This window comes from Kocuria sp. CH-021, from assembly GCF_049716185.1.
Taxonomy (GTDB): domain Bacteria; phylum Actinomycetota; class Actinomycetes; order Actinomycetales; family Micrococcaceae; genus Kocuria; species Kocuria cellulosilytica.
The window spans coordinates 114,322-130,113 of sequence record NZ_JBNAFK010000007.1 but is presented as its reverse complement, the minus strand read 5'-3'; the positions used below and the strand labels follow the sequence as shown (position 1 = coordinate 130,113).

Here is a 15,792-nt window from a genome sequence, read left to right as displayed (position 1 = left end):
CCGCGGGCGTCCCGCGCGCGGGGCGCGGGACGCGGGACGGGTCAGGCGCGCGGCTTCTCGCGCATCTCCCACGTCTCGATGAGGTCGCCCTCGTGGATGTCGTTGAAGGAGCCGAGCCCGATACCGCACTCGTAGCCCTCGCGGACCTCGGTCGCGTCGTCCTTGAACCGGCGCAGCGAGTCGATCGTGAGGTTGTCCGCCACGACGCTGCCGTCCCGGACGAGCCGGGCCTTGGCGTTGCGCCGGATGGTGCCCTTGGTGATGTAGGCACCGGCGATGTTGCCCCACTTGGAGGACCGGTAGACCTCGCGGATCTCGGCGGTGCCGAGCTCCACCTCCTCGTACTCCGGCTTGAGCATGCCCTTGAGCGCGCTCTCGACGTCGTCGATGGCGTTGTAGATCACCGAGTAGAACTTCATCTCGACGCCCTCGCGGTCGGCCAGCTCCGTCACGCGCTCGGCGGGACGGACGTTGAAGCCGATGATGATCGCGTTGTCCACGGTCGCCAGGTTGACGTCGTTCTGCGTGATCGCGCCGACACCGCGGTGGATGACGCGCAGCTGGACCTCCTCGCCCACGTCGATCTTGAGCAGCGAGTCCTCGAGCGCCTCCACGGCACCGGACACGTCGCCCTTGATGATGAGGTTGAGCGTGTCGATCTTGCCGGCGGCCACGGCCTCGTCGAAGGACTCGAGCGTGATCCGCTTGCGGCGCTTGGCGAGCAGGGCGTTGCGGTCCGCCGCCTGGCGCTTCTCGGCGATCTGGCGCGCGGTGCGCTCCTCCGGGGTGGAGAGGAACGTGTCGCCGGCCCGGGGCACGGAGTCCAGGCCCAGCACCTGCACGGGGCGCGAGGGACCGGCCTCGTCGACGGCCTGGCCGTTCTCGTCGAACATGGCGCGCACGCGGCCGTACGCGGCGCCGGCGACGATCGCGTCGCCGACGCGCAGCGTGCCGGACTGCACGAGCACGGTCGAGACCGCACCGCGGCCCTTGTCCAGGTTCGCCTCGATGGCCACGCCGCGGGCATCCTTGTTCGGGTTCGCCTGCAGCTCGAGGGCGCCGTCCGCGGTCAGCACGATCGCGTCCAGCAGCTCGTCGATGTTGAGGTCCTGGCGCGCGGAGACGTCGACGAACATGGTGTCGCCGCCGTACTCCTCGGGGACCAGGCCGTACTCGGTGAGCTGGCCGCGGATCTTGTCCGGGTTCGCCTCGGGCTTGTCGATCTTGTTGACCGCCACCACGATCGGCACACCGGCGGCCTGGGCGTGGTTGAGCGCCTCGACCGTCTGCGGCATGACGCCGTCGTCCGCGGCGACCACGAGCACGGCGATGTCCGTCACCTGCGCACCACGGGCACGCATGGCGGTGAACGCCTCGTGGCCCGGGGTGTCGATGAACGTGATCTGCCGCTCCTGGCCGTCCAGCTCGGTGCTGATCTGGTAGGCGCCGATGTGCTGGGTGATGCCGCCGGCCTCGCCCTCGGTCACCTTCGTGTTCCGGATGGCGTCGAGCAGGCGGGTCTTGCCGTGGTCGACGTGGCCCATGACGGTGACGACCGGCGGGCGCGCCTCCAGGACGTCGTCGCCCTCGGCCGCGGCCTCGGCCTCCAGGTCGATGTCGAAGGACTCGAAGAGCTCCCGCTCCTCGTCCTCCGGCGAGACCACCTGGATCCTGTACCCGAGCTCGGCACCCAGCAGCTGGAAGGTCTCCTCGTCGAGGGACTGCGTCTGCGTGGCCATCTCGCCGAGGTGGATGAGCACCGTGACGAGGGAGGCCGGGTTCGCGTTGATCTTCTCGGCGAAGTCCGTCAGGGACGCGCCGCGGCGCAGCCGCACGACCGTGGTGCCGTCGCCGTGGGGCACGGAGACGCCGCCGACGGACGGGGCCTTCATCTGCTCGAGCTCCTGGCGCTTCGCCCGCTTCGACTTGCGCTGCTTGCCGCGGGCGCCGCCGCGCCCGAAGGCGCCCTGGGTGCCGCCGCGGCCGCCGCGGCCGGGGCCGCCGCCGGGACGGGAGAACCCGCCCCCGCCGCCGGGACCGCCGCGGCGCGGACCGGCGCCGCCGCCGGCCGGCCGCGAGCCGATCGGGGCCACGCCGGTGGTGTGGCCGGGCATCATGTTCGGGCTGGGGCGCGCCCCACCGGGACGGGGACCGCCCTGGGGACGGGGTCCGCCCTGGCCCTGCGGACGGGGACCGCCCTGACCCTGGCCCTGCGGACGAGGTCCGCCCTGGCCCTGGCCCTGGGGACGGGGACCGCCCTGGCGCTCGGGACGGCCCGAGCGCATGCCCTGCTGGGCGGCGAACGGGTTGTTGCCCGGGCGGGGGCCCGCCGGGCGGGGTGCGCCGGGGCGCGGCGCGGCCGAGCCCGGACGGGGCGCGGTGCCGCCGGGGCGCGGCGCGGCGGAGCCCGGACGGGGCGCCCCGCTGCGGCCCATGCCCTGCTGGCTGGCGAACGGGTTGTTGCCCGGGCGCGGGCCCGGGGCGGGTGCCTTGGCGCCCGGGGACGCCGGGCGCTGCGGGGCCTGCTCCGCAGGCTTCTGCTCGGGCGCCTGCTCGACCGGCTTCTGCTCGGCGGGCTTCTGCTCGGCGGCCTTCTCGGGCGCCTTCTCCGCCGGCTTCCCGGCGGGCCTGGCGGCAGCCGGGCCCGGGGCGGGGGCGGCGCTGCCGGGCTTGGACGACGTGCTGGGCTTCGGCGCGGGCCTGCCGGCCGGCGCAGCGGCGGCCGGGGCGGACTTCTCCGCCCTGCCGGCGAGGGCCGAGCGCAGCTTCTTGGCGACGGGCGGCTCGACGGTCGAGGACGCGCCTCGGACGAACTCACCCAGGGTCTGAAGCGTGGAAATCGCTTCCTTGGACGTTATTCCGAGCTCTTTCGCGAGCTCGTGAACGCGGGGCTTGGCCACTTCTCTCCTGTCTCGGTCCGCACCGAAACAGGCACGAACCACTTATTTTCCGTTGAGGCTCCCGGAGCGTCGGCCGTCGAGGACGGCGCGGGGTCGCGGGAGGCCGTTGGCAGAGCACAACGAAGCACTCATCGCTGGGCACTCATCGGTTTTCCATCGGTTCTCTGACTCGCTTTCCAGTTCTGCACCCGCGTGCGGACGTGGTCACCGGTCCGGTCGGACCGCGCGGGCTGCCGTCCGGGGACGGCTGTGGTCGGCACTCGTGCGCCCGGTCACGGGGCTGCCCTCGTGGACAGCAGGGCGTCCAGTCCGGGGGCGACCGCCTCCGTGTCCACGACCGCCCGGAACGCGCGCCGGAAGGCGCGCCGGCGCAGGGCCGTGTCCAGGCACTCGTGGGAGGGGTGGAGCCAGGCTCCGCGACCGCCGAGGCGCCCCGTCCGGTCGACCACGGCCCGGAGGCCGCCGTCGGTCGGTTCGGTCACCACACGTACGAGCTGGTCAGGGTGTTCGGTGGTCCGGCATCCGATGCACGTGCGACGGGAGTCTGCACTCACTCGCTCCGCACTCCTCGTCTCGCGCCGGGACGTCGGGGACGTCCCGTGCGGGCCGGGAGCCGGCGCCGGACAGGGACCACCAACGGTCTGACCGCTGTCCAGTCTATCCCGGGGACCGCCCTGGGCCGAAACCGGGCGCGCGCGGGATCCCGGGACGGGCCCCGGTGCGGGGCGCCGGGGCCCGCGCCGGGGCCGGTCTCAGCCGCGCTCGGCGGCCTTCGACTCGGGGACGATGTCGATCTTCCAGCCGGTGAGCTTCGCGGCCAGGCGGGCGTTCTGGCCCTCCTTGCCGATGGCCAGGGACAGCTGGGTGTCGGGGACGACGGCGCGGGACGAGCGGGCCCGCTCGTCGAGCACGCTGACCCGGGACACCTTGGCCGGGGACAGCGCGTTGGCGATGCACCGGGCGGGGTCGTCCGACCAGTCGACGATGTCGATCTTCTCGTCGTGCAGCTCGTTCATCACGGCGCGCACGCGGGAGCCCATCTCCCCGATGCAGGCGCCCTTGGCGTTGATCCCGGCCTGGGTGGCGCGCACGGCGATCTTCGTGCGGTGCCCGGCCTCGCGGGCCACGGCCATGATCTCCACGGTGCCGTCGGCGATCTCCGGCACCTCCATCTCGAACAGGCGGCGCACCAGGTCCGGGTGGGAGCGGGACAGCGTGATCGAGGGGCCCTTCATGCCGCGCTTGACTTCGACGACGAACGCGCGGATGCGGGCGCCGTGGGGGTACTTCTCGCCGGGGGCCTGCTCGTGCGGGGGCAGCACGCCCTCCACGGTGCCCAGGTCCACCTGGACCATGTGCGGGTTGTGCCCCTGCTGGATCTGTCCGGAGACGATCTCGCCCTCGCGGCCCTTGAAGTGGCCCAGCACGGCGTCGTCCTCGACGTCGCGCAGCCGCTGGAGGATGACCTGGCGCGCCGTGGAGGCGGCGATCCGCCCGAAGCCGGCCGGGGTGTCGTCGAACTCCCCGACCGCCTCGCCGTCCTCGTCCAGCTCGGGGGCCCAGATGGTCACGTGGCCGGTCCTGCGCTCGATCTCCGCGCGCGCGCCCGGGAGCGCGCCGGCGGTCTTGTGGTACGCCAGCAGGAGGGCCTGCTCGATGGTGGGGATGAGCAGGTCCACGGGGATGTCGCGCTCACGCTCCAGCAGTCGGAGGGTGCTCATATCGATGTCCATGTCCGGCCTTCCTCACCTCTCGACCCCGGGGGCGGAGCGGCACGCCGTCGGGGATGACGGGGCGCCGTCACGGGTCGTGCTCGCACGATCGTCGTCGCACCCGGTGGTCGTCGCACTGCGGACCGCGGCGCCGGTGGGCGCCGCGGCGTCAACGGCACATCTTACACTCGTGCCGGGTCCGGGCGGGCCGTCAGTCCGTGAACTCGACCTCCACCTTGGCGCGGCGCACGGCGTCGAAGGCCCAGCGCTCCGGGTCCAGCAGCCGGGGCGGCATGCCCTTCTTCACCTGGTGGCTGCGCTGCAGGACCACGCCGTCCGGCTCCACCTCGAGCAGGCGGGCCGTGAACTTCTCGCCCTCCACCGGGGTGACGCGCACCAGCCGGCCGATCGAGCGCCGCCAGTGCCGCGGCGCCGTGAGCTCCCGGGTGGCCCCCGGGGAGGAGACCTCCAGCTCGTAGGCGGAGCCCGGCACGGGGTCCGTGCGGTCGAGGAGCTCGGACACGGCGCGGGAGACCGTGGCGATCCGGTCGATGTCCACGCTGGCCGTGCTGTCCTCCGGGAGGTCCACGAGCACCTGCAGCACGAGGCCGGTGCCGGTCGGCTTCAGCGCGACGCCCTCCAGGACCAGCCCGGACTCCTCCACGGCGGGGCCGATCAGCTCGGCCAGCCGCCGGTCGTCGTCGGGTCCGGGGGTGCTGTGCTCGCTCACGGGGTCTCCTCGTGCTGTCGGGACGGCGGGGTCGGTCCTGGAGATCCTATGATGAACCCGCCCCCTCTCCCGTGCCCGTCCCCCAGGAGCCGTCCGGTGACCGATCCGCGCACGACCGCTTCCCGGGTGCTCCCGCTGCTGCTGGGCGTCCTGCTCGTGACCGGCGGCGCCGGGGCGTGGTGGCTGGAGTCCGCCCGCCCGGTGCCCCCGGACGAGGTCGCGCGCGCCGACGCGTGGCTGCGCACCCGGGCCGTGCTCGCGGTCCCCTCCCCCGGGCCGGTGCCCGCCGGCCGGCGGGAGGGCGTGCGCGCGGACCTGGCCCGGCAGCTCGAGGCCCTCGGCCCCGCGCCCGACGACCGCACGGGCGCCGCCGCCCGGGCGCGGCGCCCGTCCCCCGCGGACGTCGTGGCCGCGGACGGCACGGCGTCCACCGCGCTGCGCACGACGGCGACGGCCCTGGCCCGGGACGCCCTGACGGCCGAGGACCCCGCCCTGGCGCGGGTGCTCGGCGCCGCGGCGGTCTCGCGCGCCACGGCGGCCCGGCAGCTGGACGGCCCCGGGCCCCCGGCCCCGGACGGCGGCGCGCTGTGCGACGCGGCCGCGGCACCCGCGCCCGGCGCCCCGAGCGCACCGGGCGCCGTCCTGTGGTCGGCGCTGGACCGGGCCGGCTACGCCTTCGAGGCGCTGGCCGCCCGCACCGGCGCCTCCGCCGGCGGCTCCGTCCCCGACGGGCTCCCGGCCCGGGGCCGGGAGGACGTCGAGGACCTGCTCGAGCTCCCCGCCGCCCGGCAGGTGCTCGCGGCCGACCCGGGGCTGCCCGCGGGCGCCTACGTGCTCCCCGGCGACCTGCGGGCGCACCCCGGCCGCGTCGCGGAGACCGCGGTCCGGGACGTGCAGGAGGCCGCCGCGCACGTGCTCGCCCGGGGGGACGCCGGCACGCGGTGCTGGGCGCTCGTGGCGCTCGAGCGCGCCACCGGGCTGCAGGCCGAGCTCACCGGGGACGTGGAGGCCCTGCCCGGGGTGCTGCGCGACCCCGGCCCGCAGTGAGCGCGCGGACCGTCGGGGCCGCTCAGGCCCCGCGCAGGACGTCGACGCCCAGCTTGAGGATCAGCAGCGAGACCACGGTCAGGAACACGACCCGGATGAAGCGGCTGCCGCGGGCCACGGCGGTGCGCGCCCCGAGGTAGCCGCCGAGCATGTTGGACAGCCCCAGGACGAGGCCCAGGCCCCACAGCACGGAGCCGTGGCCGAAGAAGAAGACGAGGGCGCCCACGTTGGTGGCGAGGTTGACGATCTTGGCCTTGGCGCTCGCGGCCAGGAAGCTGTAGCCCAGCAGCGTGATCATGGCGATGACCAGGAACGACCCGGTGCCCGGGCCCATCACGCCGTCGTAGAAGCCGATCACGGTGCCGATGACCATCGCGGTGCCGTAGTGCCGCGCCCCGCTGTGGCGCAGCTCGGTGAGCTGCCCGACGGTCGGCCGCGCCACGGTGAAGAGGAGCACGGCCACGAGCGCGGCGAGGATGATGGGCCGGAACACCTCCTCCGGCAGGGACGCGGCGAGCGCCGCCCCGCCGAAGCTGCCGACCAGGGCGACGCCGGCCATGGGCAGGGCCGTGCGCAGGTCGGGGGACGTGCGGCGGTAGAACGTCACCGCGCTCGTCGCCGTGCCGAACACGGAGCCCATCTTGTTGGTGGCCAGGGCCTGGACCGGGCTGATCCCCGGGACCATCAGGACCACGGGCAGCTGCAGCAGCCCGCCGCCGCCGACGACGGCGTCCACGAAGCCCGCTGCGAGTCCGGCGGCCACCAGCAGGGCGACGACGCCGGGGTCCATCTGCTCCAGGCCCGAGGGCCCGAGCCAGGCGCCGAGCCCGTGCACGGGCTCAGCCGCGCACGGCTGCGGCGACCACCGCGGCGACGCCGTCGCGGGCCACGTCCTCGCTGGACCCGCTCGCGCGGTCCTTGAGCTCGAGGACGCCGTCCTTGAGGCCCCGGCCGACCACCAGCACGGTGGGCACGCCGAGCAGCTCGGCGTCGCCGAACTTCACGCCCGGGGAGACCTTGGGCCGGTCGTCGAAGAGCACCTCGAGTCCCTCCGCCTCGAGCTCGGCCACGACCTTCTCGGCCTCCTCGAGCACCTCGGGGCCCTTGCCGGTGGCGACCACGTGGACGTCCGCCGGGGCGACCTGGCGGGGCCAGATCAGGCCCTTGTCGTCGTGGTAGGCCTCGGCCAGGGCCGCCACCGCCCGGGTGACGCCGATCCCGTAGGAGCCCATCGTCACGGTGACGAGCTTGCCGTTGCGGTCCAGGACCTTCAGTCCCAGTGCCTCCGCGTACTTGCGGCCGAGCTGGAAGATGTGGCCCATCTCGATGCCGCGCGCCGCCTCGAGCGGGCCGGAGCCGTCCGGCGCGGGGTCGCCCGCCCGGACCTCGGCGCACTCCAGGACGCCGTCCCAGGCGAAGTCGCGCCCGGCCGTGAGGTCGTAGACGTGCTGGCCGGCCACGTTCGCCCCGGTGACCCAGCGGGTGCCGCGGACCACGCGCGGGTCCACGAAGAAGGGGATGCCGGTCGCGGACTCCTCGCCGAGCACGGCCTGGTCGAGGGACAGGCCGGGACCGATGTAGCCCTTGACCAGCAGCGGGCAGGCGCGCAGGTCGTCGTCGCCGGCCTGCTCCACCAGCAGCTCCCCGGAGACGTCCAGTGCCGCGCCGATGCCGGCCTCGATGCGCTTGAGGTCCACCGCGCGGTCCCCGGGCAGCCCGACCGCCACGAGACGGCGCTCGCCGTCGGGCAGGATGACGGCCAGCACGACGTTCTTGAGCGTGTCGGCGGCGGTCCAGGCGCCCTCGGCGCGCGGGTGCAGCTCGTTCGAGCGCTCCACGAGCGTGTCGATCGTGGGGCTGTTCGGGGTCTCGAGCACCCGGGCCTCGGGGGCCTCGGCGGGGTCGCGCTCCTCGGGCACCACGGTGGTCACCGCCTCGACGTTGGCGGCGTAGCCGCCGGGCGAGCGCACGAACGTGTCCTCGCCGATGACCGTGGGGTGCAGGAACTCCTCGGAGCGGGACCCGCCCATCGCCCCGGACTGGGCCGAGACGGCGACCACGGGCAGGCCGAGGCGCTCGAAGATCCGGACGTAGGCCTCGCGGTGCCGGGTGTAGGACTCGTCGAGCCCGGCGTCGTCGACGTCGAAGGAGTAGGAGTCCTTCATCACGAACTCGCGCCCGCGCAGCAGGCCGGCGCGGGGGCGGGCCTCGTCCCGGTACTTCGCCTGGATCTGGTAGAGGGTGACGGGGAGGTCCTTGTACGAGGAGTACAGGTCCTTCACGAGCAGCGTGAACATCTCCTCGTGCGTGGGCGCGAGGAGGTAGTCGGCCTCCTTGCGGTCCTTGAGGCGGAAGAGGTTCTCGCCGTACTCCGTCCACCGGTTGGTGACCTCGTAGGGCTCGCGCGGCAGCAGCGCCGGGAAGTGCACCTCCTGGGCCCCGATCGCGCCCATCTCCTCCCGCACCACCTGCTCGACCTTCCCGAGCACCCGCAGGCCCATCGGCAGCCAGGTGTAGATGCCGGGCGCGGCACGGCGGATGTACCCGGCGCGCACGAGCAGCTTATGGCTGTCCACCTCGGCGTCGACGGGGTCTTCGCGGAGGGTCCGCAGGAACAGGGAGGAGAGGCGCAGCGCCACGTGGGCTCCGTTTCTCCCGGGGAGCGCGGCGAGGTGCGTCCGGGCCCGGGCGTCATGAGGGTGGGCGGCGCCGACGGCGCCGCGGATTCCGGTCAAATCTACACCCCCGGCCCGGCGCGCCGCGCCGGGATCGGCCGGCCCGACGGCTCAGAGCAGCACGGTGGCGAAGGTCCCGACGCGCTCGAAGCCGACCCGCCGGTAGGTGGCGAGGGCCCGGACGTTGTAGTCGTTGACGTAGAGGCTGACCACGGGGGTGCGCAGGCGGGCCAGGCGCACGGCGGCGGCCATGCAGGGCGCCGCCAGCCCCCGGCCGCGGTGCGCCGGGTCGACCCACACGCCCTGCACCTGCGCCACCCCGCGCACCACCGAGCCGAGGTCGGCCTTGAACACCACGCGGCCGCCGTCGTCGGTGAGCACGAGGCAGCGCCCCGCCCCGACGAGCGCGGAGACCCGGTCCCGGTATCCGCGGTCACCTCCCGTGTACGGGGAGTAGCCGACCTCCTCCTCGAACATGGCGGCGCTCGCCGGGAGCACGGCGGGGAGGTCCTCGGGGCGGGCGACGCGGACACCGGGGTGCGGGTCGGGCAGCGGGTCCCGGTCGATCGCCAGCAGGGGCTGGACGGGGCGCACGTCGAAGGGCCGGGGCCAGGAGCGCTCCACCCGGGCCCACAGACCGAGCACGAGCTCGGCGGGCCCGAACAGCGAGGCGTGCCGGGACCCGCCGCGCCGCAGGTGCCCGCCCACGAGGTCCAGCCCCTGGGCGTCGAGGGCCACGGGCACCACGTTCGTGCCCACCCAGCAGGCACCGGTCAGCTCCCCGTCCGGCCCGGCGGTGCCCACCACGGGCGGGATCCGCGAGCCCTCGGCGCCGCGGCAGGACTCCACGTGGGCGGCCACGAACGCGTGCGCGACGGGGTCCGCGCCGAGCAGCCGGTCCAGCTGGGCCGCATCGACCTCCCCCGCCGGCACCAGCCGCGGCGCCGTCCTCCGCTGCGTCCTCAACCGCCCGTCACCGGCCCGTCAGCTGACGCTCACGACGGGGCTGCCCGCGGTGCTCTCCCCGTTCTCGTCCGTGTCCATCTCGGCGGCGATGCGGTTGGCCTCCTCGATCAGGGTCTCCACGATCCGGTCCTCGGGGACGGTCTTCACGACCTCGCCCTTGACGAAGATCTGGCCCTTGCCGTTGCCGGAGGCCACGCCGAGGTCGGCCTCGCGGGCCTCGCCCGGGCCGTTGACGACACAGCCCATCACGGCGACCCGCAGCGGGACGGTGAGCCCCTCGAGGCCGGCCGTCACCTCGTCGGCGAGGGTGTAGACGTCCACCTGCGCGCGGCCGCACGAGGGGCAGGAGACGATCTCGAGCTTGCGGGGGCGCAGGCCCAGGGACTGCAGGATCTGGTTGCCGACCTTGACCTCCTCGACCGGCGGCGCCGAGAGCGAGACCCGGATCGTGTCGCCGATGCCCTGGGAGAGCAGGGCGCCGAAGGCGGTGGCGGACTTGACGGTGCCCTGGAAGGCGGGGCCGGCCTCGGTCACGCCGAGGTGCAGGGGCCAGTCCCCGCGCTCGGCGAGCAGCTGGTAGGCCCGGACCATGGTGACGGGGTCGTTGTGCTTCACGGAGATCTTGAAGTCGTGGAAGTCGTGCTCCTCGAACAGGGACGCCTCCCACACCGCGGACTCCACGAGCGCCTCCGGGGTGGCCTTGCCGTACTTGTCCATGATCCGCTGGTCGAGCGAGCCCGCGTTCACGCCGATCCGGATGGACACCCCGGCGGCCTTGGCCTCGCGGGCGATCTGACCGACCTGGTCGTCGAACTTGCGGATGTTGCCGGGGTTCACGCGCACGGCCGCGCAGCCGGCCTCGATGGCGGCGTAGACGTACTTCGGCTGGAAGTGGATGTCGGCGATCACCGGGATCGGGGACTTCATGGCGATGATCGGCAGGGCGTCGGCGTCGTCCTGGGACGGGCAGGCCACCCGGACGATGTCGCAGCCGGTGGCGTTGAGCTCGGCGATCTGCTGCAGGGTGGCGTTGATGTCCGTGGTGGGGGTGGTCGTCATGGACTGCACGCTCACCGGCGAGTCGGAGCCGACGCCCACGGACCCGACCCGGATCTGCCGGGTCTTCCGGCGCGGGGACAGGACGGGCTGGGGCGCGGCGGGCATGCCGAGGCTGACCGGGGTCAAGGAGTTCCTCCGAGGTTTCGGGAGCAGGTTGCGGGAGCAGGGTTCGAGGGCAGGTTCTGGGGTCGTGGCGCCGGGGACCGGTCGCCGGGCCCGTCGCCGGTTCCCATTGTGCCCCATGCTCCGGGGCGGTCCCCGGCGCGCGGGGCGGAATTCCTCCCTGGCCGAACGCCGGGCGGCCGGGTCCCGGGGCTCCGGGGCCGGGCTCAGAAGAGCCGGACGGGCTTGACGATGTCCGCGTAGACCAGCAGCACGGACATCCCGATCATCAGCACGGCCACCGCGTAGGTCACGGGCAGCAGCCGGGCCGGGTCGAACGGGCCGGGGTCGCGCCGGCCGAGGAGCCGGGCGCCGCCACGCCGCAGCCCCTCCCACAGGGCCCCGGCGACGTGCCCGCCGTCCAGCGGCAGCAGCGGGAGCAGGTTGAACACGAACAGCGCCAGGTTCACGGAGCCGACGAGCCCCACGAGGGTGGCGGCCTTGTCCCGCAGCGCGATCTCCTCGTGCGCGGCGATCTCCCCGGAGATCCGCCCGATCCCCACCACGGAGATCGGCCCGTCCGGGTCCCGCGGCGCGTCGGAGAACGCGGCCTCCGCGACCTCGTAGATCCGCTGCGGCAGGTGCAGGACGACGCCGGCGATCTGCTGCAGGCCGTCGAGCACCGCCGGGGGCACCGCGCTCAGCGGCTGCCGGACGGGCTCGGTGGTCGGGCTGATCCCGATGAAGCCGACCTGCTCGTAGCGGGGGGCGCCGTCCTCGCCGGCCACCGCGGCGCCGGAGTCGTCCAGCACGGGACGCGACGACAGGATCGGGGTCAGCTGGGTGGACACGGTCCGTCCGTCCCGCTCCACCAGCACCGGGATCCGCTCCCCGGCCCGGTCCCGGATGCGGCCGGTGAGCTCGTCCCAGGAGGCGACCGGGGCGCCGTCGACGGCCGTGACGACGTCCCCGGGGCGCAGCCCGGCGGCGTTCGCGGGGGCCTGGGGGTCCTCCGGGCGGCACTCGGTCTGCCCGGCGGCCTGGCGCTCGGCGGCCACCACGCACTCGGAGACCCACGCGACCGTGGTGGTGGGCGTCGCGGTCCCGAAGCCGGAGAGCAGCACGGCGAGGCACAGGGCCCCGAGCAGCAGGTTCATCACCGGGCCGCCGAGCATGATCACGATCCGCTTCCCCACGGGCAGGCGGTAGAACGCGCGCTCCTCGTCCCCGGGAGCGAGCCCGCCCGCGGCGCCGCGGGCCTCGGCCGCCAGCTGCTGGAACACGCCGGTGCTCGAGGCCCGGGCCGTGGCGCCCGCGCGCGCCGGCGGGTACATGCCCACCATGGAGATGTAGCCGCCCAGCGGGACCGCCTTGAGCCCGTACTCCGTCTCGCCCCGGCGGCGGGAGAACACGGTGCGCCCGAAGCCGACCATGTACTGCGTGACGCGCACGCCGAAGAGCTTGGCCGGCACCAGGTGGCCGATCTCGTGGAGGGCGATGGAGACCGCGATGGCGACCGCGGCCAGCAGCACGCCCACGAGGAACAGCACGACGCCCATCCGTCGGACCTCCCGGGATCGTCGAGGGTCCCCGGCGGGCGCCGGGGACGGCGGGGCCGTGCGCGCGGCACGGCGAGGACCAGTCTGCACCACCATCCTGGACGGCGGGTGGCAGGCGCACCGGTCCACGACGACGGCCGGTGCGCCTCCCGGGAGGAGACGCACCGGCCGTCGCGGGGTGCCCGGGCGGGGGCCGCCTCAGCGGCGCAGGATCCGGCGGGCCAGCCGGTTGCCCACCACCTGCACGAGCTGGACCAGGACCACGATGACGGCGACCGCCGCCCACGTGACCTCGTCGTTGAACCGCTGGTAGCCGAGCCGCAGGGCGAAGTCGCCCAGGCCGCCGGCTCCGATGGCCCCGGCCATCGCGGACATGTCCGTGATGCCGATGACCAGGAAGGTGTAGCCGAGCACCAGGGGCCCCAGCGCCTCGGGCAGGATCACCGTGCTGATGATCCTGCCGCGGGAGACGCCCATCGAGCGGGCCGCCTCGACGACACCGGGGTCCACGCTCATGAGGTTCTGCTCGACGATCCGCGCCACGGCGAACATCGCGCCGATGGTCATCGCGAAGATCGCCGCGTTGGGCCCGAGCCGGGTGCCGACGACGTCCTGGGTCACCGGTCCGAGCGCGGCCAGCAGGATGATGAACGGGATCGGCCGGACGAAGTTCACCACGAGGTTGAGGCCCTCGTGGACCGCGCGGTTCTCCAGGATGTTGCCGCGGCGGGTGACGTAGAGGCCCACGCCCACGAGCAGCCCGAGCAGGCCGGCGAGCAGCAGCGTGACGGCCACCATGTACAGGGTCTCCCCGAGCGCGGCCAGCAGCTCGGGTCCCAGGACGGACCAGTCGTTCACGCGGCCACCTCTCTCAGGGTCGTGATGCGGGACATCTCGTCGACCACGGCCTGCACGGCCGTGTCCTCGCCCGTCAGCTCGAAGGTCAGGGACCCGAAGGACTGCTCCTGGAGCACGCTGATCCCGCCGTAGGCGATGGTGAAGCGGACCCCGCGGGCGGCGCCGTCGGAGAGCACGCCGCCGATGTCCACGCCGTCGCCGACGTCGACGATCACCAGGCGCCCGCGGTGGGAGCGGCGCAGCCGCTCCACCTCGCGGGCGTCGGGCTCCGAGTGCAGGACGGAGGAGACGAAGCGGTGGGCGGTCTCGGTGCGGGGCCGGGCGAAGATGTCCACGGTCGAGCCGTGCTCCACGACCTTCCCGTCCTGCATCACGGCCACGCGGTCGGCGATCGCCCGGACCACGTCCATCTCGTGGGTGATGATCACGATGGTGATGCCCAGCTCCCGGTTGACCCGCTGCAGCACCTGCAGCACCTCCTGCGTGGTCTCCGGGTCGAGGGCGCTCGTCGACTCGTCGGCCAGGAGCAGCTTCGGGCTGGTCGCCAGGGCGCGGGCGATGCCCACGCGCTGCTTCTGCCCGCCGGAGAGCTGCTCCGGGTAGTTGCCGGCGCGCGCGGACAGGCCCACGAACTCGAGCAGCTCGGCCACCCGCGCCCGGCGCTTCTCCTTCGGCCAGCCGGCCCGCTTGAGCGGGTACTCGACGTTGCCGGCCACGGTGCGGGAGGTGAAGAGGTTGAACTGCTGGAAGATCATGCCGATCTCCTGCCGCACCGGCGCCAGCTCGGTCTCGCGCCGGCCGGCCACCTCGAAGCCCTCCACGGTCAGGGAGCCGGAGGTGATGGGCTCGAGCCCGTTGATCAGGCGCACGAGGGTGGACTTGCCCGCCCCGGAGTAGCCGATCACGCCGAAGATCTCGCCGCGGCGGACGTCGAGGCTCACGTCGTCGACCGCCACCACCTCGCGCGCCGCCCGCCCCGAGCCGGTGCGGAAGGTCTTGGAGACGTTGCTGAAGCGCACGAGCACCTCGTCCGGGCGCCCGGGTGCGGACGGCCCGGTGGGGACCGCCGCGCTCACTGCTCCTGGTCCTTGAGCTCCTGCTGGTAGCGCTCCGTCAGCTCCTGCAGCTCCTGCTGCTCCAGCTGCAGCGGCACGGCGGTGTCCTTGGTCTCCGTCATCTCGGCGTCGAGCACGGGCTGCTCGTGGTACAGGTCGGCCACCTGCCGGAGGGTCTCGTCGTCGGCGAGCTCCTCGGTCGTGGTGAACAGGTTGACGTAGGCGCGGGAGCCCTCGGCGTCGGGGTCGTCCTGGGCGAGCGCGGACTTCGGGTCGATGTCCGCCCGGGAGAGGAAGTCGTTGTTGATGACCGAGCCGGCCACCGAGTCGAGCGAGAGCACCGTCTGCTCCGCGGAGACCGGGGTGACCGTCACCGTCGAGGCCTCGGTGTCGACGTCGAGCTCGGTGGGGATCAGGGTGTCGGAGGTCAGCTCCACCAGCCCGGCGGCCTCGAGCACCAGCAGCGCGCGGGAGAGGTTCACGGCGTCGTTGGGCACCGCGATCTCGTCGCCCTCCTGGAACTGCTCCACGGAGTCGTACTGGTTGGAGTACAGGCCCAGCGGGTAGATCGAGGTCGACCCGACGGGGGTGATCGAGCCCCCCGCGGAGTTGTTGTAGTCGGCGAGGAACGGGATGTGCTGGAACCAGGTCATCTCCACGTCGCCGGACTCGTTGGCGGGGTTCGGCTGGTTGTAGTCGGAGAAGTCGACGTACTCGACGGTGATGCCCTGCTCCTCGGCCAGCTGCTTGAGGGCGTCGTGGGTCGGGTCCGTGCCCACGACACCGATGGTGACCTTGTCGTCGGCGAGGACGCCCTCGCCGGAGGACTCCCCCGCGGAGCCGCCGCAGGCGGTGAGGGTGAGGCCGAGGGTGGTGGCCAGGGCGAGGAAGGGGAGGCGCTGCGATCGCATGTGGTGCCTTTCCGTGGGTCCGTAGGTGTCGGAGGTGTCCACCAGGGCCGGGATCCGGCGGCGTCGGCCGATCGGCGCGCGGAAGGGCGCGGGAGGCGTCGAGCCGTACTTGCCGCCGGCCGTCGTCGGCCGTGGCCGGATGGTTCACCTGGGGCACCCCACTACGGGAGAGGGTTGCCGCCCAGCCAGCCAGGGCTTCGTGCTGGGACTCGTCATCC

General features: G+C 73.9%; 13 protein-coding genes and 1 riboswitch. Of the genes, 1 reads left to right on the top strand and 12 read right to left on the bottom strand.

All coding sequences use genetic code 11. The features are described 5' to 3' along the window. Nucleotides 1-41 precede the first annotated feature (41 nt). The 4 genes from infB to rimP form a co-directional block, all read right to left on the bottom strand. Nucleotides 42-2,900, bottom strand: coding sequence for a translation initiation factor IF-2 (gene infB / locus ACPYN7_RS07280; protein WP_424347189.1), 2,859 nt, complete (start codon nt 2,898-2,900; stop codon nt 42-44). 272 nt (nt 2,901-3,172) lie between these two features. Further along, a complete protein-coding gene (locus ACPYN7_RS07275) occupies nt 3,173-3,454 on the bottom strand; it encodes a YlxR family protein (protein WP_058873494.1) in 282 nt (93 codons plus the stop codon). Nucleotides 3,455-3,652: 198 nt separating this feature from the next. Then, nucleotides 3,653-4,633 (bottom strand): transcription termination factor NusA, encoded by a 981-nt coding sequence (gene nusA, locus ACPYN7_RS07270; RefSeq protein ID WP_058873493.1) that lies wholly within the window; start codon nt 4,631-4,633, stop codon nt 3,653-3,655. Nucleotides 4,634-4,823: 190 nt separating this feature from the next. Beyond that, nucleotides 4,824-5,342: a ribosome maturation factor RimP gene (rimP, locus tag ACPYN7_RS07265; protein ID WP_424347188.1), complete on the bottom strand. Its 519-nt coding sequence runs from the start codon at nt 5,340-5,342 to the stop codon at nt 4,824-4,826. A 96-nt stretch (nt 5,343-5,438) separates the two neighbouring features. On the opposite strand from rimP, the gene ACPYN7_RS07260 reads away from it, so the two are divergent. Then, the gene (locus ACPYN7_RS07260; protein ID WP_424347187.1) at nt 5,439-6,389 is read left to right on the top strand and encodes a hypothetical protein; all 951 of its coding nucleotides are present in this window, start codon (nt 5,439-5,441) and stop codon (nt 6,387-6,389) included. Nucleotides 6,390-6,411: 22 nt separating this feature from the next. Here the strand turns inward: ACPYN7_RS07260 and ACPYN7_RS07255 are convergent, their stop codons facing one another. The 8 genes from ACPYN7_RS07255 to ACPYN7_RS07220 form a co-directional block, all read right to left on the bottom strand. Next, nucleotides 6,412-7,179, bottom strand: a complete 768-nt coding sequence (locus ACPYN7_RS07255; RefSeq protein ID WP_058873558.1) for a TSUP family transporter — start codon at nt 7,177-7,179, stop codon at nt 6,412-6,414. A 49-nt stretch (nt 7,180-7,228) separates the two neighbouring features. Next, nucleotides 7,229-9,028: a proline--tRNA ligase gene (locus tag ACPYN7_RS07250; RefSeq protein WP_424347186.1), complete on the bottom strand. Its 1,800-nt coding sequence runs from the start codon at nt 9,026-9,028 to the stop codon at nt 7,229-7,231. Nucleotides 9,029-9,175: 147 nt separating this feature from the next. After that, nucleotides 9,176-10,030, bottom strand: a complete 855-nt coding sequence (locus ACPYN7_RS07245; protein ID WP_424347185.1) for a GNAT family N-acetyltransferase — start codon at nt 10,028-10,030, stop codon at nt 9,176-9,178. A gap of 18 nt (nt 10,031-10,048) precedes the next feature. Further along, complete coding sequence (ispG, locus tag ACPYN7_RS07240) at nt 10,049-11,215, bottom strand: flavodoxin-dependent (E)-4-hydroxy-3-methylbut-2-enyl-diphosphate synthase (protein ID WP_424347184.1); 1,167 nt, start codon at nt 11,213-11,215, stop codon at nt 10,049-10,051. A 203-nt stretch (nt 11,216-11,418) separates the two neighbouring features. Next, a complete protein-coding gene (locus ACPYN7_RS07235; RefSeq protein WP_424347183.1) occupies nt 11,419-12,750 on the bottom strand; it encodes a M50 family metallopeptidase in 1,332 nt (443 codons plus the stop codon). Between the two features lie 198 nt (nt 12,751-12,948). Continuing rightward, nucleotides 12,949-13,548 (bottom strand): methionine ABC transporter permease, encoded by a 600-nt coding sequence (locus ACPYN7_RS07230; protein WP_424347223.1) that lies wholly within the window; start codon nt 13,546-13,548, stop codon nt 12,949-12,951. Between the two features lie 56 nt (nt 13,549-13,604). Then, entirely contained in the window at nt 13,605-14,684 is a 1,080-nt protein-coding gene (locus ACPYN7_RS07225; protein WP_424347182.1) for a methionine ABC transporter ATP-binding protein, read from the bottom strand. After that, nucleotides 14,681-15,574: a MetQ/NlpA family ABC transporter substrate-binding protein gene (locus tag ACPYN7_RS07220; protein WP_058873484.1), complete on the bottom strand. Its 894-nt coding sequence runs from the start codon at nt 15,572-15,574 to the stop codon at nt 14,681-14,683. Before ACPYN7_RS07220 ends, ACPYN7_RS07225 begins: the two co-directional genes overlap by 4 nt. A 100-nt stretch (nt 15,575-15,674) precedes the next feature. Then, nucleotides 15,675-15,791: riboswitch (SAM riboswitch) on the bottom strand. Nucleotide 15,792: the final 1 nt, after the last annotated feature.

What these genes read in the sequence shown, in the direction of transcription:
- ACPYN7_RS07235 (WP_424347183.1), bottom strand. Translation starts at nt 12,750, where the DNA reads ATGGGCGTCGTGCTGTTCCTCGTGGGCGTGCTGCTGGCCGCGGTCGCC.
- nusA (WP_058873493.1), bottom strand. Translation starts at nt 4,633, where the DNA reads ATGGACATCGATATGAGCACCCTCCGACTGCTGGAGCGTGAGCGCGAC.
- ACPYN7_RS07230 (WP_424347223.1), bottom strand. Translation starts at nt 13,548, where the DNA reads ATGGTGGCCGTCACGCTGCTGCTCGCCGGCCTGCTCGGGCTGCTCGTG.
- ACPYN7_RS07255 (WP_058873558.1), bottom strand. Translation starts at nt 7,179, where the DNA reads ATGGACCCCGGCGTCGTCGCCCTGCTGGTGGCCGCCGGACTCGCAGCG.
- ACPYN7_RS07220 (WP_058873484.1), bottom strand. Translation starts at nt 15,574, where the DNA reads ATGCGATCGCAGCGCCTCCCCTTCCTCGCCCTGGCCACCACCCTCGGC.